This is a genomic window from Gemmatimonadaceae bacterium (assembly GCA_036003045.1).
In the GTDB taxonomy this organism is placed as follows: domain Bacteria; phylum Gemmatimonadota; class Gemmatimonadetes; order Gemmatimonadales; family Gemmatimonadaceae; genus JAQBQB01.
Map to the genome: position 1 here is coordinate 1 of DASYSS010000036.1, position 20620 is coordinate 20620.

Below are 20620 nucleotides of genomic sequence, written 5' to 3' on the forward strand. Positions count from 1 at the left end.
AGGGCGCGGAGCAATCCCAGCTCGAGGGCACGGCTCGCGCCGAGCTCGCGCTTGATCCGATCCGGCGTGGCGAGCAGCCGCACGAAGACCCGACTGCCGCTCTCCGGCTCGGAACGGATCGCGCCCGCCTGGATGAGCACACGCAACGCCGACTCCACCTCGCGGTCGCTCACCTTGCCGGGCAGCGACGCGGCGATCGACGCCGGCTCGAGCGACACCGCGCCTGTCTTATCCGCCAGCGTGCACGCACGCTGGTACACCTTCTCGACGAGCGCGCGCTCCGGGTAGGCGCCCTTGATGAAGAACTCGTGCGTGAAGCGATCGGGAAACGCGTGGAGCAAATAGCAAGTCGCGGGTAGACCGTCGCGCCCCGCGCGGCCAGCCTCCTGGTAGTACGCCTCGAGCGTGCCCGGCATGGCGTAGTGCACGACGAGCCGCACGTTCGGTTTGTCGATCCCCATGCCGAACGCGTTCGTGGCGACGATCGCGCGCACCTTCTCGGTCATGAACGCGTCTTGCACCGCGTGGCGCCGCGCATCGTCGAGGCCCGCGTGATACGCGGCCGCGGGAATGCGCGCGCGCTCGAGGAGCGTCGCGATCCGCTCTACCGCCTTCCGCGTCGCCGCGTACACCACGGCGAGTCCGTCGCTGTTCGATCGGAGCAGTTGGACGAGCGCGTCGTCCTTGTCACGCTCGGTCTTGGTCGGCACGACGTGATACGCCAGATTCTTCCGGTCGAATCCCGTGATGATCGTCGTCGGCTTCTCGAGACCCAGGTGCGTGACGATGTCGGCGCGGACGTGCGGCGTCGCGGTCGCGGTCAGCGCAACGGTCGGCGGGTTGCCGAGGCGCTCGCGGACGCTGGCGATCTTGAGGTAACTGGGGCGGAAATCGTGTCCCCATTCGCTGATACAGTGCGCCTCGTCCACCGCGAGCAGCGAGACGCCGGCATCCCGCAAACGTTCGGCCGTCGTCCCGAATTCAAACCGCTCCGGTGCCACGTAGAGCAGCTTGACGTCGCCGCGCATCGCGCGTGAGAGCCGATCCGAGATCTGCGAGCCGGTGAGCGTGCTGTTGACGAACGTCGCCGGAAGCCCGCGCGCGGCCAGCGCGTCCACCTGGTCCTTCATCAGCGAGATGAGCGGCGAGAGGACGACCGTGAGCTTGGGCAGGATGAGCGCCGGGACCTGAAAGCAGAGCGATTTTCCGCCGCCCGTCGGCAACACGACGAGCGTGTCGCGCCCCGCCAGAACCGATTCGACGGCGGCTTCCTGCCCCGCTCGAAACGCCGGATAGCCGAATCGCTCGCGCAGGGCGGCACGCGCTTGCTCGAGCGTCGGCATGGTGGACGCCGTCGATGTGCTGGTCACGGGCTCAGCGTGACACCGAGTCGAACAAAGGCCGTCATCGAAAGGCGGCGCGCAGGATCGTTACACCGCACGCGCGAAATGACCGCGCGTAAACGACGTGCCGAGGAGCCGGCGAATCTCCGCCGTGTCCGGCTCCGCCCCCGCACTGAGCGCGTCGATCATCGACCGATACCGCGCGACGATCGCGCCGACGTCGTCACCGGGCACGTTGAACACGAGTTGATATCCGCGAATTCCCGCGCGCCAGAGCTTCGGCAGAAATTCCGAGCCGTCCACCGGGCGCGAATGCAGCAGGCGGTTCCGGCACGCGGAGTCGGTCGCGACTGGGAACGTGTAGCCCGTGGGATCGGTCAGCTCGACGTTCGCGTGCTTCACGACGCATAGGTCGCGGCAAGTCGTGGGTTCGCGCTCGAACGCCGCCGAGAGCACGCAATGCTCGATGGTCATCCCCTCCGGGCGTCCGTACAAGAAGACGTCGAAGCCCTTACCGCCCCACGGCGCGACGAGCTGCGCGAGCTCGTCGGCGGTGAGCTCGACCGACGCGACGATTCGTCGCGCGCCGACGCGAAACACTTCGACCGCCGAATGCGCGTTGAACACGTTCGTCGCGTAGTCGGCGACGACGTCGCGTCCTGCCCGTCCCCACTCCGACACGAGGCCGAGGTGGCCGCTGAGCAACGGCAGGCCGGAGTCGAGCCACTTCCCCAGAGCTCGTCGCTCTTCCGGCCGAACGATGGTCGGCGTGCGAAGCCGCAGCGTGACGCCGGACTCGGCGAGCCGCTCGCCGAGCGCGCGGACGCGCGCGAGCGGCGGCGCCGGATGCCTGAGAAATGGATCGAAGCAGACTTCAGTCGCACCGGATGCGGCGGCGGCTTCGGCGGCCTCGATCCGATAGACCTGCGCGGTGAGACGCGGCGCCTCGAGTGGCGCGTGGTTGTCGAGACTCGACTCGGCCACGCGAATCGCCGCAACGGCCGAGTCGATGCGCGCCGTGCGTTCGCCGATGCGCGTGTCGTGCGCCCAACCGCGCCGCTGCGCGAGCTCGTCGACGGCACGCTGGCGCAGGTGGTTTAGTTCGCTGACGGGCAGAAAGAGTCCCGACTCGAGTCCTTGCATGTCGACGGCGCCGAGCGAGAACGCCGTCTCACCCAGCCGGCCGAACTGGTCCCGGAGTAGTTCGGCGTCGAGCGGACGCTTCGTCGCCGGCGCGAGTGTCGTCCCGCTCCGCACTGTCACCGCGTCGCCGTTGGACGTGAACACCGCCTTGAGCGGTGTGCCATGTGCGCCGAAGAGCCGAACGTCGAGACGCGACCGTTTCGTGCGCATGTCGCGCGTCATCGACGAAAAGCTGGCGCGCGCCCGTCCGAGGAGCGCGGCCTCCGACGTACGAATCACTCGCCAACCCGCCGGAACGCGCACGCGAGAGTCGATTGCCTGCTTCACGATGTTTCGTGACGCGAGCGTACGCACCGCCCCCACCGTGAAGCCCATCGTCGGCCCACCGATCGCGTCGGGCGCCTCGAAGCCGAGGCCGTCGCCCTCGCGAATCGGCGAAGAGACTTCGACGAGAATCTCTCCGCGTTCCTGGCCGACGACGACGCCGAGGTCGATGCCTCGATTGTCGGGCTGTGTGCGCGTCGCGTAGTCGCGCCCGGCTCGGCCGCCGAACATGCCGCCGGTAAAACCGCGGCTGAAGATCTGCACGAGCGGCTGCACTTCTTCGGGCGACGCCGGCGTGTCGTCGCCGCGCTCGACGCGGTCCAGGAAGTCGCGGTAGGTCCTGGTGACCGTCGCGACGTACTCCGGCTTTTTCTTTCGCCCTTCGACTTTGAGGCAGACAATGCCGGCGTCCGAAATCGCGGGAAGATGCTCGTGCGCCGCCAGATCCTTCGCCGAGATGAGATAGCCGCGGTCGAGTTCCGATCCGTTGGCCGCGTCGGTGAGTACGTAGTCCTTGCGGCACGATTGGGCGCACGAGCCCCGGTTCGCGCTCCGCTCGGAGATCATTCCCGACATGAAGCACTGGCCGGAATACGAGATGCAGAGCGCGCCGTGCACGAACGACTCGAGTCCGAGGGCCGGAACGGCGGCGCGAATGGCGCGAATGTCGTCGAGGGTGTTCTCCCGCGCGAGCACCACGCGGTCGACGCCGAGCTCCAGCATCACGCGCGCGCCCGATTCGTCATGCACAGTCGTTTGCGTGGAGCCGTGAATCTCGAGCTCCGGATAAATGGTCCGGATCAGCCGAATGAGGCCGATGTCCTGCACGATCACGGCATCGATGCCGCGGTCCACCGCCTCGCCGAGAAACACGAGTGCGTCAATCAGCTCGGCGGGCTTGATCAGCACATTGAGCGTGAGGTAGATGCGCCGCTGCCGTTCGTGCGCGATGCGGCACGCCTCGGCCAACTCGTCGAGCGAGAGTTGGGCGCCTTCGTCGCGGGCGTTGAACCGCGCCGCGCCGAGGTAGACGGCATCCGCGCCGTTGGCCACGGCGGCGCGGACGGCGTCGAGTGAGCCAGCGGGCGCGAGCAGCTCGGGGATGTGTCGCGACGCCATAGCCTTGAAAGAATAAGCGTGCGACGAGACGGCTGGCAGAGCGCGGGCCGCTCCGGACGGGCTATTCCTCCGGCGGCTCCGGACGCTTTTTGAAGAACCGGAGGGCCGTGGCGGCTCCGAAGAACGCGATCCCGATCCACTCGAGGCGATGGTCGTCGGAACGCGCGCCGTATCCCCACACCGCCAGCCCGATCGCGGCGAGGATGAGTTGAATCTCGGTGCGACGCTTGATCTCGATCACGCCCGAAGGTAGCAGCCTATCTGGCGCGGAATAGTTCGGCGATTGATCGACGGTGACCCACGGTACACCAATTCGGCCTTCGGCTTGCTAGTCAACGCTCTGACTCTGTGAGGGAGTAACGCCAATATGAAAATGACTGTCGCGTTCGCCGTATCGTTGGCAATCTCTGCCCTCGGCGTGCGCTCGAGCGTCGCTGCGGCGCAGGAGAATAACGCCGGCTTGGCCGCGCTGCGACAGCGTGAGCAGGAGCCCTGCGCCCTTACCACGCCAGCTCTCGACAGCGCTCGCGAGGACGTCGAAGAGATCTTGTTCAGCGCCAGCCGGCTCCTCGTCGAGCTCCGGCACGAACAGGGCATTCCCGACTCCGCCACCCAGGTCGCCGTAGTTCCGGTCACCGATGGCTCGGTGTGCAGGCGCCTGGCATCGCAGCTCGATCACGCTCTTTCCCCGAGCACCAGGCTCGCCGTGTTGCGCGTGGGATCGATCTTCTACGCGCGAGATCCCGATCAGCGCCGAGCAACGGGAATTTTTGCGGACAGCACGCTTCGCGTCGTGATGCGGATGGGACCGGCTCTGGACAAATAAACCCGCGCTCGGGCCGCAGTGCGCACGGTCCCTCTACTCCCCCGTCAAGCCCACGGCCACGGCCTCGGCGTCGGGCACGTCGACCACCATGCGCAGTAGCGCGGTGGAGAACACTTTTCCCTGCGCGTCGGTTTTGAGCGAGAGCGTTCCGCCTCCGTCGAGCGCGCCATGCAGCAAAAAGTTGAGCGCGTTCAGGTTCGGAAGCTCGAAGCGCTCCACGCCGCCGGTGATGAGTCCGGCGAAGTGTTCCGCCACCCGATCGCGAGTCAGGTATTTCTCGAGCACCGGGTACCAACGCGGCTGCAGCGCGATGACGCCGACGTTGGCGGTGTCGCCTTTGTCGCCCGAGCGGGCGTGAGCCAGATCGAGGAGCCGCACTTTCATGAGAGCACCTCGACTTTCGTGCGCACGACCTGCTTGTCGATGAGCGCGGGCCAGTAGGCGACGATCTCCTCGACCTTGGGGCGGCCGCCAGCGAATCCCGTCACGGTGGGCGGACCGTTCAGCACGAGCGGCACGATCTCGCGCGTGAAGCGTTCGACCGCGGCCTTGTCCTCGCCCCGCACGCCGATGCGGAACTGGACCTCCGGCGGGTCGTGCGCCTCTCCGGCGAGTCGGCCGTGCGTCGCCGAGGCGCCGACGAATTCGGTGAGGACGGAATCGAATCGCAAGCCGAGGCGATCGAGCCGCTCGCGCAGCACGCGGTCGGCGAGCTGCGCCTTCGCCAGCGCGTCGGGCCATGCGTAGACGAGCGTGCCGACCGCCTTGAAGCCGGCGCGATAGGCGATCGAGACTTTCAGCTTGTCGGTCGGCGGCCGGCCCTTGATCCCGAACACGCGCACTCGATTCTCGCCGACCTGTTCCAGCCGAATCGACGTGAAGTCGGCGACGACGTCCGGCGTGATGTACGAGTGCGGGTCGCCCATTTCATAGACCAGCTGTTCGGAGACGGACTGCACCGAGATCCGTCCGCCGGTGTTCGGGTGCTTCGCGATCACGAACGTTCCATCCGCCGATCCCTCGACGATCGGATAGCCGACGTTCGCGAGATCCGGGATGTTTTGCCAGTCGTACAAGCAGTTTCCGCCCGAGCATTGCGCGCCGCACTCGATGATGTGGCCGGCGATGATTCCGGCCGCGAGCCGGTCCCAATCGTCCGCGCGCCAGCCGAACTCGAATCGCAGCGGCCCCATCGTGAGCGCCGTGTCGGTCGAGCGCCCGGTGATGACGATGTTCGCTCCGCGCGACAGCGCTTCCACGATCGGCACCGACCCGATGTACGCGTTCGCCGAGAGCACGCGATCGCGTACGGTGGACAGCGGCTCCCCGGTGTCCATGTTGGCGAGAGGGTGGCCCTGTGACAGCAACTCGTCGATGCGGGGCAAGAGATCGTCGCCGGTGACGACGCCGATGCGGACGCGGTCCGACACGCCGCGCTTGACCGCGACTTGCCGCACGGCGGCGGCGCAGGCCGGCGGATTCACGCCGCCCGCGTTGGCGACGACGCGCACGCCGCGCTCGGCGATCCCTCCCAGCACACTGTCCACCGCGCCCACAAAGTCGCGCGCGTACCCCATGTTCGCGTCTCGCTCTTTCTGCTTTTGTAGAATGCTCATCGTGACTTCGGCCAAGTAGTCGAGCATCAGGTAGTCGACTGGACCACCCTCGACCTGGCGGCGGGGCGCCTCGAGCCAGTCGCCCCAGAACCCCTGCCCCGCCGCGACGCGCACGATGCGCTCGGGACGGGCCACACGGGTGAACATCTGCGTCGGCGCGGTCATGCCTCGTCGAAGTGAGCGGGAAGGACGAACGGTCCGAGGTGCGGACCGGGATTCTGAAGCGTGGCGCGCAACGCCAACGCGATCACGTCGCGCGTGTCCTCGGGATACACGATGGCGTCGATGAAGCCGCGTGCGCCGGCGAAGCGCGCGTCGAGCTGGTGCTCGTAGTCTGCGCGCATCTCGGCGATCGCTTCTGCGGTTTCGGACGCCACGCTGGCCTTTTTCGCTTTCGCCTTCTCGATGGCCGGGCCGTGCACGGCGTGCACCGCCGCTTCGCCTTCCATCACGGCCATGCGGCCCGTCGGCCAGCTGAAGATGAAATCGGGGTCGAATCCTTGGCCGGCCATCGCGTAGTAGCCTGCGCCCGACGCGTGGTTGACCGTGAGCACGATCTTCGGCACCCGCGCCGTCGCCATGGCTTCGACGAATCGCGCGCCGGCGCGGATGATCCCCTCGTGCTCGGCTTCCGGACCGACCATGAATCCGGACACATCTTGCACGAACAAGAGAGGGATCCGTTCGCGATCACACCGGTCGATATAGTACGCGACCTTCTCCGCGCTCTCAGTGTAGACAATGCCGCCGAAGCGCGGCTTCTCGCCCTGACGGCCTTTGACGAGGCCGCGTTCATTGGCGATGACGCCGACGGGCACGCCGTCGATTCGCGCGTCGCCGCAAATCATTTCGCGCGCGAGACCACGCTGAAACTCGTCGAGCGCACCATCGTCGACGATCGCGTTCAAGAGCGCGCGCATGTCGTACGACATGCGGTGGTCCGCCGGCAAGAGATCGTACAACGCCTCGTTGCCCTTCTCCCCCACGCCGGACGAACCATTTCCGATGCGCTTCTGTTCGGGCAGCCTCGCCACGAGATCGCGGAGCTTGGCGATGCAAGACGCATCGTCGTCCGCGGCGTAGTGCGCCACGCCGCTCACCTCGGTGTGTGCCACAGCCCCGCCGAGCGTCTCGGCGTCGATCACCTGGCCGGTGGCACCCTTCACCAGATTGGGTCCGCCAAGTCCCATGAACGACGTGCCTTTCACCATGACGATGAGATCGGACAGCGCGGGAAGATACGCGCCGCCGGCGATGCACGGTCCCATCACCGCGGCGAGCTGCGGAATTCGCAGATAGCGCCGCATGATGGAGTTGTAATAGAAGAGCCGGCTCGCGCCGTACTGCCCGGGGAAAACGCCGCCCTGGTACGGCAGGTTCACGCCCGACGAATCCACCAAATAGATGATCGGGATGCGGCAGCGCATCGCGATCTCCTGCGCACGCAGCATCTTCTTGATCGTTTCGGGCCACCACGAGCCCGCTTTGACCGTCGCGTCGTTGGCGACGACGACGACTTCGCGCCCGCACACCGTGGCGATTCCAGTGACGACGCCCGCGGCGGGCGCCTGGCCGTCGTATTCGTCGTACGCGACGAGGAGGCCGATCTCGAGAAAGCGCGAATCGGGATCGCGCAATCGTTCGATGCGCTCGCGAGCCGTGAGCTTTCCTTGCGCGTGTTGGCGGGCGACCTTCTCCGCTCCGCCGCCGTCTCTGAGCCGTGCCTCGAGCTCTCGAACTTCCGCGCTGAGCTGTCGGAGCCGGGTCGTCACGCTTCCTGCCCGAGCCGCTCCTCTCGCTCGGCGAACCACCGTTTGATGTAGTCGATCAGGTCGGTCGTCTTCGTGCCCGGCCCGAACAGCTCGCCGATGCCTTTTTCCTTCAGCGACTCCATGTCTTCGCGCGGAATGATGCCGCCGCCGGTGACGAGGATGTCGTCGCGGCCCTGCTCGACGAGGAGCTCGCGGACGCGTGGAAACAGCGTCATGTGAGCGCCGCTAAGTATCGACAACCCCACGACATCGACGTCTTCCTGAACCGCGGCCGTGGCGATCATCTCCGGCGTCTGATGCAGCCCGGTGTAGATGACTTCCATCCCCGCGTCGCGCAGGGCGGCGGCGACGACCTTCGCGCCGCGATCGTGGCCGTCGAGGCCGGGTTTTGCTACTAAGACTCGTATGGGACGCATGGCGTCCTCAAGCTACTCGGAATCATCTTTTCTCGCGACGAGCATCATCTCGCTCGAGCGACGCGTGAGCGGGCGGTCGCGGAAGCTGTCGAACGATCGCTCCACGATGAGCCCAACGTCCGCGCACAGCTCGGCGAGCCGAGTTGGCGTGTACAGGCGAATTCGGTGAGCGCGCTCGCCCCGCCGGCCGTTCCCGGCCCACACCGAGCTCACGTTCAGAATGCCGGACAGCGCGTCGTAGGTTCGTTCCTGTGCCACGAGCGTTCCGTCCGTGGTCTGCCACCAGTCGCGGACGAGAAACCGCGCCATGACTCCATCTCGACTCGCGCCGTGCCACACGAGCATTCCGCCGGGCGCCAGCACGCGGGCGAACTCCGCGAGCACGCGCCGGTCATCCGCGGGCTCGGCGAAGAATCCGAACGAGGTGAAGAGGTTGAGCACGGCCTCGAACCGGCCGGTCCACGCGGTGGGAAGCGAGCGCATGTCGCCTCGGCGATAGCGAAGCCGCGACGAAGTTCCGCGCTTGCGCGCCCGATCCAAAAGCTCCGCCGAGTAGTCGTATCCGTCGACGTCGAAGCCCGCCTCGGCGAGGAGGTGGGCGTGTCGCCCCTGGCCGCACGGCACGTCGAGAATCCGAGCGCCCGACGGCAACCCGAGTATGTCGATGAGACGCGAGACCTCCGCGCGATCCCGCTCCGGCGAAAAGAGCGGCTCGTACTCGAGCAGGTATTGTGAATCGAAATAGTCGGCCCACCAGTTCGCGCTCGACATTGCGCGCAAGCTAGCGGGGGCCACGATGGCTCAGTGGGAGGATTCGACCACCGACGTAATCGGCGCGAGAGTCGGCGCGAGCAGCTCGCCGCCACCCACCGCGCGCGTGACGGCGGCAAACAATTCGTCGCTCCCGAGCGGTTTTCTCAGATAGTCGGCGGCGCCGGCGGCAAGGTAGCGGGCCTGCGCCTCGGCCGCGTCATCGGCGGTGTAGACGAGGACGGGAAACCGCTTTCCGCGACTGGTGAGGAGCTGCAGGACCTCGAGGCCGGTCATGTCCGGCATGTGGGCGTCGAGCAGCAAACAGTCCGGCGACGGTGCGCCCGCGTCGAGATGTTCGATCAGCTCGGGCCCGGACGCGAACACCGCGGCATCGAGTCCGAGCGCGCGGCAGAGGCGCCGCAAGCTCGTGCGGACCGACTCTTCGTCGTCGACGATGGCGACCGAGACACGGGGCTTCGTCATGGCCTAGGCGGAGATGGCGATGTCGGCGGCGGTCTGCGCCACATCGTCCTGGCATTCGGGCGTTTCCGCGACGGCATCGCGCGCGGCGGCGGGGAACAAACAGTGTACGGTCGCGCCGCCATCGGCGTTGTTCTCGGCCCACATGCGCCCGCCATGGGCCGCGACGATCGTTCGCGAGATGGAGAGGCCCAATCCGAGTCCTTCGCGCTTGGACGTCACGAACGGCTCGAAGAGGTGGTCGACCAGGTGCGCGGGGATTCCCGTTCCCGAGTCTCGCACCGAGAATCGAACGTGGCTCCCCTCCTGCACCACGATCACCGACAAACGCCGGTAGTGGGGCCGGACCGGCTCCATGGCTTCGCACGCGTTGAGAACCAGATTGAGCAGCACCTGCTGGAGCTGTACGCGGTCGGCGAGCACCGGCGGAAGATCCCCCCCGATGACCGAGTTCGCGGCCACGCCGCGCGTGATCAATTCGGCGTGCGACAGCTCCACGACTTCGGTCACGAGCTCGCCGGCGTCGAGCGGGAGAACGCGCGCCTCGCCGCGACGCAACAGGGCGCGCAGACGCCGAATCACTTGAGCGGCGCGGCGATCCTCTGCCAGGATGTCGCCGAGCGCGGCGTCGATCTCGGGCAGGTCGACGGGACGGCGTCTGAGCAGATGCCGAGCCGCTTCCGCGTTGTTCGAAATCGACGTCAGCGGCTGGTTGAGCTCGTGGGCGAGCGCGCCCGAGAGCTGCCCCAACGCCGTGACGCGCGCCAGGTGCGACAGCTCGCGGCGCTGTTCGTCCATCGCCACCTGCGCCTCGCGGCGCGGCGTTACGTCCGACCGGGTGACGACCGCGCCTCCGTCGCCGCGCTCCAACGCTTCGATGCTCAGGGCGTATCGGCGCCCGCCCGCCGCGTGGTCGTATTCCACTTCGACGCGCGTCACCTCGCGCGCCAACACCCGCGTCACGGCCGCGAGCGCGCGCGCCGCGATCGGGTCGCCCCGCTCTGCCCCGGCGCGACATGCGTTGAGGTAACTCCCGCCGACGCCGACCCGGTCGAACGCGCCCGCGGCCGGCGTATCCGCGAAACGCCGCCACGACTCGTTCACTTCGACGACGACGGCCTGCGCGTCGAGAATGGCGACATGGTCGTGGAGCGATGCGAGGAGCGCGCGATGCAATTGCACCACGGTGCGTCGCGCTCCGCCGACCGCCGCGATGCACAATACCGGAATCGCCGTGAGGAGCACGAACAGCTGGAGAACGAGAATGTTCTCATCGGCCGTCGTGGAGGCGAAGAGGCCCGTTCTTCGATCCGCGCTCCAGATGGCCACCAACGTGATCGCGCTGAGGCCGAGGCCCACCGCTCCCGTTCCGAAACGGAGGGCGGTCCAGATCAACACGGGGATCGGCGCGTAGAGCAGAAGCGCGAGCTGCCACCGGCTGCCGGCGGCGATGACGAACGCGAGCGATCCGCTGAGTATGAGCCCGGCGGCGATCACGGCGCCCTCCGCCGCGCGCGCGTGGCTCACGCGGTGATCGCGTCGTTTGGCGAGAGCGGCCCCGCCGAGTACGAACGCCGGGAGCAGCGTGAGCCCCGTGAGCGCATTCGAGAGAAACCATTCGCCCCACGAGCGCCAGTAGCCGGCCGACGCTCCGTGAAGCACAACATTCGCCGCGCCGATCGTCGCGCCGACCATCGGAGCGATGAGCACCGCGGCGAGCGCGAAGCGCGCGAGGCTGTCGACGTCGTTCAACCGGAGCTGCCCCCTCAACGCCCAGCGCAACAACGCGACGGCGGTGAACGAACGCGCGAGGTTGGCGACGTCCGAGACGAGGACCCACGACAGACTCCAATGCGGCCACGACGCGAACGTGTGCGCCGCCACGTGGACCACGACGTACCAGCCCCAGTGGCGCTTTGGCGAGAGGAGCAGCGCCGCCGTGAGCGCCGCGTACGGCGGAAAGACGACGGCGCTCCCGAGCTCCGGGTAGCGCATCCACGGGCCGACGAAATTGCCGAGGATCGCGATCGGCGCAAACAGCAACATTCCGCGCCAAAGCCCGAGCGGCGCGGCGCCGGATGAAGGCGCGCTCACAGGCTTTTCGATCATCGACGTCGGAGCTTACCCGTACGCGGAGAGAGGTAAGCGTAAGCGGCCGGGCTCGGGCATGACGATACGACTTTGGTCCTATTTCAGCTCGTCTTCGAGGCGGCGTTGCGGAACGAGCGCCGGGACAACGACAATTGAGCGCGCGCCGAGCACGACATTGCCGGTCCCTTTGGCGACCGCCGACCAGCTTGCCCGACGCGTCGATGCGAAAGCGCATCGCGCAGCACTTCGATCAGGTGGTGTAAGCCGCGCGCCGCGCCCGGCGGTGCTTAGAAAAAGACCGGCTCCCGGTACGCGCCGAAGACTTCTTCCATCGCCGCGCGAATCTCATAGAGCGTGCAGTAACGCCGCGCGCACTCGAGGATGAACGGGAAGACATTTTCCGTTCCCTTCGCCGCGGTGCGCAACCGGGCGAGCGCCTCTTCGCACGACGCGTTGTCGCGCGCCGCGCGCAGCTTGGCCATCGACGTGCGCTGAGACGCCTCGGCGTCCGCGCCGACCTTGAGAATCGGAATGCTCAGCTCGGGCTCGTCGGTCACGAATTCGTTGACCCCGACGATCACGCGCCGATGCTGCTCGATCTCCCACTGCTGGCGCGCCGCCGACTCGGCGATTTTGCGCTGGAACCAACCCGTCTCGAGACCGCGCACGACGCCGCCGACTTGTTCGATCTCCTCGAACAACGATTCGGCCTCGCGCTCGAGCTGGTCGGTGAGCGCCTCGATGTAGTACGAGCCGCCCAGCGGATCGGCGACGTTGGGCGTTCCGGTCTCGTACGCGAGGACCTGCTGCGTGCGCAACGCGACCTGCACGGCTTCCTCGGTGGGCAGCGCGAGCGTCTCGTCCATCGAGTTCGTGTGGAGCGACTGCGTGCCGCCCAGAACCGCGGCGAGCGCCTGGTAGGCGACGCGCACGACGTTGTTCATCGGCTGCTGCGCCGTGAGCGTCACGCCGGCCGTCTGCGAGTGGAATCGCATGATCCACGACCGCGGACTGCGCGCGCCGTACCGCTCCTTCATGTGGCGCGCCCAGATGCGGCGCGCCGCGCGGAGCTTGGCGATCTCCTCGAAGAAATCGTTGTGAATGTCCCAGAAGAACGACAGCCGCGGCGCGAAGTCGTCGACGTCCAAGCCGCGCTCGATGCCGCGCTCGACGTACGTGAAGCCGTCGGCGAGCGTGAACGCCAACTCCTGCGCGGCCGTCGCGCCGGCTTCGCGAATGTGATAGCCGGAGATGGAGATCGTGTTCCAGAGCGGCGCGCTCTTCGCGCCCCACTCGAAGCAGTCGACGATCAGACGCAGCGCGGGCTCGATCGGGAAGCACCACGCGTGCTGCGCCATGTACTCCTTGAGGATATCGTTCTGAATCGTGCCGCGCAGCTTGTCCGCGGACACGCCCTGTTTTTCCGCCGCGGCCACGTAAAACGCCCAGATGATGATCGCCGGCCCGTTGATCGTCATCGACGTCGACACACGGTCGAGCGGAATGCCGTCGAACAGCACCTCCATGTCGGCGAGGCTCGAGATCGCGACGCCGGTCTTGCCGACTTCACCGAGCGAGCGCGGATGGTCGGAGTCGTAGCCCATCAACGTTGGAAAGTCGAACGCCGTCGAAAGGCCCGTCTGCCCGTGCTCGAGGAGGAACTTGAAGCGCGCATTCGTGTCGCGGGCGCTGCCGAAGCCGGCGAACTGACGCATCGTCCACAGCTTGCCGCGGTACCCGGTCGGGTGAATGCCGCGCGTGAACGGGTACGCGCCGGGAACGCCGAGGCTCTCCGCCGTCTGGGGATCGGCGTCCAGGGCCGTATACAGCGCCTCGACTTCGCGCGCCGAGTTGACGAAAGCGATGTCGCGCAGCTCGCCGGCCTCGTAGCGACGCCGCCACTCGGCGACCTCGGCGCGCAAACGATCGAGCTCTTCTCGGTCGTCCGCTGTGCGGTCGGTGAAATCTCGCGTCGACGTCATGACTCGTTCCGCGTTAGAAGGTTCACGCTGCGCGCCAGCAGCTCGTCCGCGACGGCAAACGGATTCGTCGTGCCGGCCTCCAGCGCACCCAACTGATCATCCAACCACGCGTTGGTGCCGGCGTCGGTCCAGATACGGCTGCGCACCCGCATCTCAACGACGTCCTTCACGCGATCGCGCAACCGGGCCCGGCGGCGCGCGCCGAGCGTCCCGCTCTTTTCAAGATAGCCCCGGTGCCGGTCGGTCGCCTCGACGACCTCGGCGATCCCCTCCCCGTTGGATGCAACGGTTCGAATCACCGGGGGCGTCCAGTGTTCCGCATTGTCTTCGCGCGCTGCGGCGCGCGCGGCGCGCCGCGGATTCATGGACAGGTCCACACCGTGGTGCGCCGGCACGTTGCGCATCGTTGCCCCGTGCCTCAGCCCCAGCATCAGCTCGAGCTCATTACGAAGTCGATCCGCGCCCGGCCGATCCGATTTGTTCACGACGAAGACGTCGGCGATCTCCATCAAGCCGGCTTTGAGCGTCTGAATCGAGTCGCCCGACTCCGGAACGAGCACGACCACACTCGTATCCGCGGTCCGCGCGATGTCCAGCTCACTCTGCCCCACGCCCACCGTTTCGATCAGAATGCGATCGAGACCGAAGGCGTCGAGCACGTCGGCGACTTCGCGCGTCGCCGCGGCGAGTCCGCCCAGCGAGCCGCGAGTGGCCATGGATCGAATGAAGACTCCCGGGTCCAGCGCGACCGCCTCCATGCGAATTCTGTCGCCGAGCAGCGCGCCACCGGTGAATGGAGACGTCGGATCGACGGCGACGATTCCCACGGAGAGCCCAGCCTCTCGATACGCGCGCGCGAGGTGGACCGTCAGCGTGCTCTTGCCCGCGCCCGGCGGTCCGGTGATGCCGATGCGCCGCGCATGACCAACGCGCGCGTGCAGTGCCGCCAAAACGCGGTCGAACCCGGGCCGGTGGTTTTCGACGACGCTCACGACGCGCGCGAGCGCCGCCTTGTGTCCAGCGTCGAAATCCGCGAGCAGCCGCGCGCGTCGATCGACCGCCGGAACGGTCGTCACGCTCCGCTCGGTTTCGGGGGGGCGCGCGGCGGCTCGGGCTCGTCGTGCTCGTCGCGGATGTCGCCGACCAACTCCTCGAGGAGATCCTCGAGTGTGACGAGACCGAGTGCGTGGCCCGATTCGTCGCGTACGATGGCGAAGTGAAGTCGCTCGCGGAGCATGCGAAACAGTAGCTCGTTGCAGGGAGCGCCGGGAGCGGAAAACGCGACGGGACGAAGGCGCGGCGGATCGTCGCCGTGGGCCTTGATCACATCGAACGCGTGGACCATGCCGATGATTTGGTCCAGCGTCCCATGGTAGATCGGCACGCGGCTGTAGCGCGACTGCGCGATCTGCGCGGCGAGAGTTCTCGGATCGACGCCGTCCGGAAGCGCGAACATGTCCGATCGTGGCGTCATCACCTCCTTCACCACCTTCCCGCTGAATTCCACGACGCCGCTGATGATCGCGATCTCTTCGCGCTCGCCGATGCCCTCGAGCTCACCCTCGCGCAGCAATTCCTGGATGGGGTCGCGCACTTCGAGCGTTGGAACCGGAGGCACGGCGCGCACGACGAGCCGCGCGGCGGCTCGTCCGGTTGCGACGAGCGGCATCGTGACCATGTCCGCGAACCGCAGCTCGGGCAGCGTGGCCGCGGCGACCGCCGAGGGCCATCGACGCGCGATCGCGCGGGGCACGAGCTGTCCCGCGAGCACAACGAGACCGGCGAACACGGTCGCCGCGAGAAGTACGCCGGCGCCCTGCCCGCTCATGCCGATCAACACGCCGGCGACGACGAGGGTGAGCGCAACGCCCGCGCCCGCGGCGGTGAGCAATCGATGCGGACGCTCGAGATACGTCACGGCCGCGACCGACCCGCGCAGACGCCGCTCGGCCCAGTGGCGCAGCCAGATCCGGCTCACGAGACGCACGGCCGTACCGCCGCCCGTCAGCAACGCCACGACACCGAGCGCGACGAGAAGCGGCAGCGTGAGCGTCATTCGATCTCCGCCGCGTGGCGGGCCTCGAGCCGCTCGAAGTACACGCGCTCGATGCGGCGGCGTCGAACGCGCTCGACCACGACGCGAAACCCGGAGTGCGCCAACCACTCGCCCGACCGCGGCACGCGGCGAAAGAGGGCGTACACCAACCCGCCGACGGTGGCGACGTCCTCGACGCCGAAATCGGTCTCGAGACGCTCGGCCAACTCGTCGATCGGCACGTTGCCGCTCACCCAGAACCGGTCGGCGCCCTGCTGCTCGATCGGCGGTTCCTCGACGTCGTACTCGTCGCGGATCTCGCCGACGATTTCCTCGAGGATGTCCTCGATGGTGATGAGCCCCGCCGTGCCGCCGTATTCGTCGCTGACGATGGCGATATGCGTACGGCTCGCCTGAAACTCGCGAAGCTGCGCGTCGATCCGTTTGGAGACGGGAATGAACGTCGCCCGGCGCACCAGCGAGCCCCAACCGTTCGTCGGCTCCTCGTCGGCGACGATGGCCGGCAGCACGTCCTTGGCGTAGAGAATCCCGACGATGTCGTCGATCGTCTCGCGGAACACCGGCAATCGCGCGTGCTCCGAGCTGCGAATACGGTCCAGCGTTTCGGACCAGGGTGTTTCGGCTTCGATGCCGACCATGTCCACGCGAGGGACCATGATCTCCTGCACCTCGGTCTCGCCGAGCGAAAAGACGCCGTGGATCAATTCCTCCTCGGCCGACGAGACTTCCGCCTCCGCGGCGACGACCTCTCGGAACTGCTCGGCGGACGTCTCACGGTCCTCGTCGTCTGGCGGCGCGGGGGGAATCACGACGTGGAGCGCGCGGTCGATGAGCTGGCCGAGCGTCACGGCCGGGCTCAGAATCACGCTGACGAATCGAGTGAGCGGCTCGAAGCGCGGCACGCTGGCCTCCGCGTCGGCCTCGCCGATCGCGGGGCCCATGCCTTCGGCGACGATGCACACGAGCATTGCCGCGATGACGATCGCGAAGAATCGGACTGGAAAAGACGCGAGCGGAAGTCGCAGCGCTTGGGCGAACGCCGCGCCCGCGACGACGTACGCCAGCACGCGGGCCATCGACAGCGCGCGGTGGTCGCGCTCGCGGTCGGCGAATTCCGCGTCCCACACGGTGGCCGTCTCCGAAACGTGCGACACGAGGAGCGCGGAATCCGCGGCGGCGCACGCCGACGCGACGAGCGTCGCCACCGCGCCGACGATCCACGCCGCGATCTCGACAATCATCGGCGTGCCCCGGTGCGCGTCAGGCGCCGCACGATCCGCTCCTGTTTTCGCCACATCGGCGACCGTTCGCGCGTCGCCCCCTCCGGATGGTCATGGCCAAGCACGTGCAGCGTTCCATGCACGACGAGCCGGAGGATCTCCTCTCGCACCGGCACGCCGCGGGCCGCCGCGTTCGCGCGCGCGACGTCCGGCGCGATGTACACGTCGCCGATCACCGCGTCGCGGGTGGACGCGCGCGAAAACGAAAACGAGATCACGTCGGTCGCGCCGCGGTGCCCGAGGTGCGTGCGATTCATTCGCGCGATGGCCGGGCGATCGACGAGCGTCACGGAAACGAGCGCGTTACGCACACGCTCCGTCCGCAGAACGGCCCGGGCGGCGGCGGCGAGCTTCGCCGCCGCGACGGGCGAGCGAACGCCGGACGTGGACACGTCCACGTCGAGGCTCACGCTCGAACGCGTGGTGGGTGGGGGCACACGCGCGATCAAACCTGACTGTCGGCCGCGTACGCGCGAACGATGTCGCGGACGAGGCGGTGGCGAACCACGTCCAGCTCCGTGAAATAGTGAAACCCGATCCCGTCGATGCCCGGCAGGATTCGCTCGACTTGCATGAGCCCCGAATCCTCGCGCTTCGGCAGATCGACCTGTGTCTTGTCGCCCGTGATCACCATGCGCGAGTTCACGCCAAGACGCGTGAGCAGCATTTTCATTTGCATCGTCGTGGCGTTCTGCGCCTCGTCGACGATGACGAACGCGTCGCCGAGGGTCCGTCCGCGCATGAAGGCGAGCGGCGCGACCTCGATCACACGCTGCTCCAGCGCCTTCTGCACCCGCTCGAACGGCATCATGTCGTCGAGCGCGTCGTAGAGCGGGCGCAGGTACGGGTCGATTTTCGCCTGCATGTCGCCGGGAAGAAATCCGAGGTTCTCCCCCGCTTCGACCGCGGGCCGCGCGAGGACGATGCGCCGCACGCGTTTTCGCGCCAGCGCGTCGACGGCCGCGGCGACGGCGAGATAAGTCTTGCCCGTTCCCGCCGGTCCGATCCCGACGACGATGTCGTTGTCCTGGATCATTCGCAGGTACTCGGTCTGCCCGGGCGTCTTCGGCTGAATGACGCGGCGCACGCCGGGCAGCGCGATGCGAGTGCCGTTGCCGCCTTGCGGTCCGGCCGGCGTCTCGAATTCGTCCTCGTGACGATCCACCAAGTCGCCGAAGCGCAGGATGTCGTCGGGGGTCAGGTCGCGATGCTGGCGCGCCGCCTCGATCATCCGGTGCGCGATTCCACTCGCGCGCGACACCAGCTCGGCGGACCCCGAGATCGTGAGCGTGTCGCCGCGCAACGTCACTCGCGCGCCGGTGACGCGCGAGAGCTCGACGAGGTTGCCGTCGTTGACGCCCGCCAGCGTGAGCGGGTCGGCACCCTCGGTGGAAAGGCGCTCGGTCACCACGCCGTCGGTCACGCCTTGGTGTCCGTCACTGTGATGTGAAGCTCGGTCAGGTCCTCCGCCGGCACCGGCGAAGGAGCGCCCTCGAACAGTGCGCGCGCGGCCGTCGTTTTCGGGAACGCGATGACGTCGCGCAATGAACCGGCATGCGCCAGCTGCATCGCGATCCGGTCGAAGCCGAACGCGATGCCGCCGTGAGGCGGCGCGCCCGCGCGCAGCCCCTCGAGCAGGAATCCAAATCGCGCGGCGGCCGTCGCCTCGTCGATGCCGAGCAGCGAGAAGATCCGCCCCTGGAGACGAGGGTCGCTGATACGAATGCTGCCGCCGCCGAGCTCCGTGCCGTTCAGCACGCAGTCGTACGCTTGCGCCCGCGCGCGTTCCGGCGCGCTGTCGAGCAGCGGCACGTCGGCGGGCATCGGCGACGTGAACGGATGATGCACCGCGCCAAGCGCGCCCGTGACCGGATCACGCTCGAACATCGGAAAATCCATCACCCACAAGAAACTCAGCACGGAATCCGGAACGAGATTCAACCGTCGCGCGACGTCCTGCCGCACGCGATCGAGCGCCGGGTTCGACACGCGATCCGGTCCGGCGACGAAGAGCGCGAGCTCACCCTCGGCGAGGCTGAGCTGCTGGTTCGCGCCTTCGGGAAGGAATTTCGCGACCGGCCCGTCGAGCGCGCCGTTGACGAATTTGAGCCGCAGCAGTCCAGCGGCGCCCGCCTTCTTCGCTTCGCCTTCGAGCTCGTCGACTTGTTTGCGCGACAGCGTCGCGCCGCCGGGCACGCGAATGCCGCGCACGCGTCCTCCGGCGTCGAGCGCGGCCTTGGCGATGGCGTAGTCCGTCGCGCGGAACACGTCGCTCGCATCGAAGATCTCCAGGCCATACCGCGTATCCGGCCGGTCCGACCCGTAGCGGTCCATCGCCTCGGCGTACGTCATCCGGGGGAACGTCACTGGAATCTCGAAGCCCGCCTCGCGCCATAGAGCACCAACGAGCCCCTCGCTCAGACGCAGAATGTCCTCCGCCTGAACGAACGACGCTTCGATGTCGATTTGCGTGAACTCCGGCTGTCGGTCCTGCCGCAGATCCTCGTCGCGGAAACAGCGGGCGATCTGGAAGTAGCGGTCGAACCCCGAGACCATGAGCAGCTGCTTGTACAGCTGCGGCGATTGCGGAAGCGCGTAGAACTCGCCGGCGTGCACGCGGCTCGGCACCAGATAGTCGCGTGCCCCTTCGGGCGTCGGCTTCGTGAGAATGGGCGTTTCGATCTCGAAGAAGCCGCTCTCGCTCAAATAGCGCCGCGTCGCCTGCATCAGCCGGTGGCGCAGGATGATGTTCTCCTGCAGCTCGGGACGGCGCAGGTCGAGGAACCGGTGTCGCAGGCGCAGCTCTTCCGCGGCGAGATTCTCGTTGCGCGCGCGAGCCACGGGAATCGCCGGCGGCGTGGCCGGGCCGACGATCGTCAACGTGGTTCCGCGCACCTCGACCTCACCCGTGTCGAGCTCCGGGTTCTTCATCGCTTCGGGACGCGCGACGACTTCGCCCTCGATGACGACGACCGTCTCGGGCCCGAGCGCCGCCGCCGCCGCGCAGACCTCCTGCGCGCAGTGCTTCGGATCGAACGACACCTGCACGATTCCCGCGCGATCGCGCAGATCGACGAACGTGAGTCCGCCGAGGTCGCGATTGCGGTGGACCCAACCGCCGAGGCGCACACGCTGGCTCACGTCGGAGGCGCGGAGCGCTCCGCACAAATGCGTGCGCAGGGTCGTTGCGAGATGGTTGTCGTTCATCGAAGAGTGAGTCGTCGGAGCGGCAGCCGCGTCGACGTCGCGCCGCGAAGTCGAGCGCGCCGGAGGCTGAGGGGGGGCGATCGTCACGACGCGTCGTCGACGCGTGTCGGCGATGTCGCGGCCCAAGCCCCGTCGTCCGGATCGTGCGGGGCGAGAAGCAGATTCTGCTTCGTCGTGTGGTTCATTCCAGTCCTCGGAATGTAGGGCCCGCG

At 67.6% G+C, this 20620-nt stretch carries 18 protein-coding genes; 1 reads left to right on the top strand and 17 read right to left on the bottom strand.

What is annotated here, in order from left to right:
* The 3 genes from VGQ44_08455 to VGQ44_08465 form a co-directional block, all read right to left on the bottom strand.
* Window positions 1–1370, bottom strand: a 1370-nt coding sequence (locus tag VGQ44_08455; GenBank protein ID HEV8446838.1) for an ATP-dependent DNA helicase RecQ, incomplete at its 3' end; no start/stop codon positions are given.
* A 60-nt stretch (window positions 1371–1430) separates the two neighbouring features.
* The gene (locus VGQ44_08460) at window positions 1431–3929 is read right to left on the bottom strand and encodes a DUF3656 domain-containing protein (protein ID HEV8446839.1); all 2499 of its coding nucleotides are present in this window, start codon (window positions 3927–3929) and stop codon (window positions 1431–1433) included.
* Between the two features lie 61 nt (window positions 3930–3990).
* Window positions 3991–4170, bottom strand: coding sequence for a hypothetical protein (locus VGQ44_08465; protein HEV8446840.1), 180 nt, complete (start codon window positions 4168–4170; stop codon window positions 3991–3993).
* 126 nt (window positions 4171–4296) lie between these two features.
* On the opposite strand from VGQ44_08465, the gene VGQ44_08470 reads away from it, so the two are divergent.
* A complete protein-coding gene (locus VGQ44_08470; GenBank protein HEV8446841.1) occupies window positions 4297–4755 on the top strand; it encodes a hypothetical protein in 459 nt (152 codons plus the stop codon).
* A 33-nt stretch (window positions 4756–4788) separates the two neighbouring features.
* On the opposite strand, the gene VGQ44_08475 is transcribed toward VGQ44_08470, so the two are convergent.
* The 14 genes from VGQ44_08475 to aspS all read right to left on the bottom strand — a co-directional run bounded on the left by VGQ44_08475 (window position 4789) and on the right by aspS (window position 20408).
* A complete protein-coding gene (locus VGQ44_08475; protein ID HEV8446842.1) occupies window positions 4789–5139 on the bottom strand; it encodes a hypothetical protein in 351 nt (116 codons plus the stop codon).
* Complete coding sequence (locus VGQ44_08480; protein HEV8446843.1) at window positions 5136–6536, bottom strand: acyclic terpene utilization AtuA family protein; 1401 nt, start codon at window positions 6534–6536, stop codon at window positions 5136–5138. The genes VGQ44_08475 and VGQ44_08480 overlap by 4 nt, the downstream gene beginning before the upstream one ends.
* On the bottom strand, window positions 6533–8143 hold the full coding sequence (locus tag VGQ44_08485; protein ID HEV8446844.1) for a carboxyl transferase domain-containing protein: 1611 nt from the start codon (window positions 8141–8143) through the stop codon (window positions 6533–6535). The genes VGQ44_08480 and VGQ44_08485 overlap by 4 nt, the downstream gene beginning before the upstream one ends.
* On the bottom strand, window positions 8140–8559 hold the full coding sequence (locus tag VGQ44_08490; GenBank protein HEV8446845.1) for a cobalamin B12-binding domain-containing protein: 420 nt from the start codon (window positions 8557–8559) through the stop codon (window positions 8140–8142). Before VGQ44_08490 ends, VGQ44_08485 begins: the two co-directional genes overlap by 4 nt.
* A gap of 12 nt (window positions 8560–8571) precedes the next feature.
* A complete protein-coding gene (locus VGQ44_08495) occupies window positions 8572–9354 on the bottom strand; it encodes a methyltransferase domain-containing protein (GenBank protein HEV8446846.1) in 783 nt (260 codons plus the stop codon).
* Window positions 9355–9360: 6 nt separating this feature from the next.
* Window positions 9361–9795 carry a response regulator gene (locus VGQ44_08500; protein HEV8446847.1) on the bottom strand — a complete coding sequence of 145 codons (435 nt, stop codon included), beginning with the start codon at window positions 9793–9795 and terminating at the stop codon, window positions 9361–9363.
* Between the two features lie 3 nt (window positions 9796–9798).
* Window positions 9799–11886, bottom strand: a complete 2088-nt coding sequence (locus VGQ44_08505; GenBank protein HEV8446848.1) for an ATP-binding protein — start codon at window positions 11884–11886, stop codon at window positions 9799–9801.
* Window positions 11887–12170: 284 nt separating this feature from the next.
* A complete protein-coding gene (locus VGQ44_08510; GenBank protein HEV8446849.1) occupies window positions 12171–13865 on the bottom strand; it encodes a methylmalonyl-CoA mutase family protein in 1695 nt (564 codons plus the stop codon).
* Window positions 13862–14941, bottom strand: coding sequence for a methylmalonyl Co-A mutase-associated GTPase MeaB (gene meaB, locus VGQ44_08515; GenBank protein HEV8446850.1), 1080 nt, complete (start codon window positions 14939–14941; stop codon window positions 13862–13864). Before meaB ends, VGQ44_08510 begins: the two co-directional genes overlap by 4 nt.
* Window positions 14938–15921 (bottom strand): CNNM domain-containing protein, encoded by a 984-nt coding sequence (locus tag VGQ44_08520; protein ID HEV8446851.1) that lies wholly within the window; start codon window positions 15919–15921, stop codon window positions 14938–14940. The genes meaB and VGQ44_08520 overlap by 4 nt, the downstream gene beginning before the upstream one ends.
* Entirely contained in the window at window positions 15918–17162 is a 1245-nt protein-coding gene (locus tag VGQ44_08525; protein HEV8446852.1) for a hemolysin family protein, read from the bottom strand. The genes VGQ44_08520 and VGQ44_08525 overlap by 4 nt, the downstream gene beginning before the upstream one ends.
* Window positions 17159–17611 carry an rRNA maturation RNase YbeY gene (ybeY, locus tag VGQ44_08530; GenBank protein ID HEV8446853.1) on the bottom strand — a complete coding sequence of 151 codons (453 nt, stop codon included), beginning with the start codon at window positions 17609–17611 and terminating at the stop codon, window positions 17159–17161. The genes VGQ44_08525 and ybeY overlap by 4 nt, the downstream gene beginning before the upstream one ends.
* Before the next feature lie 35 nt (window positions 17612–17646).
* Window positions 17647–18624, bottom strand: a complete 978-nt coding sequence (locus VGQ44_08535; GenBank protein ID HEV8446854.1) for a PhoH family protein — start codon at window positions 18622–18624, stop codon at window positions 17647–17649.
* Window positions 18621–20408 (bottom strand): aspartate--tRNA ligase, encoded by a 1788-nt coding sequence (aspS, locus tag VGQ44_08540; protein HEV8446855.1) that lies wholly within the window; start codon window positions 20406–20408, stop codon window positions 18621–18623. Before aspS ends, VGQ44_08535 begins: the two co-directional genes overlap by 4 nt.
* Window positions 20409–20620: the final 212 nt, after the last annotated feature.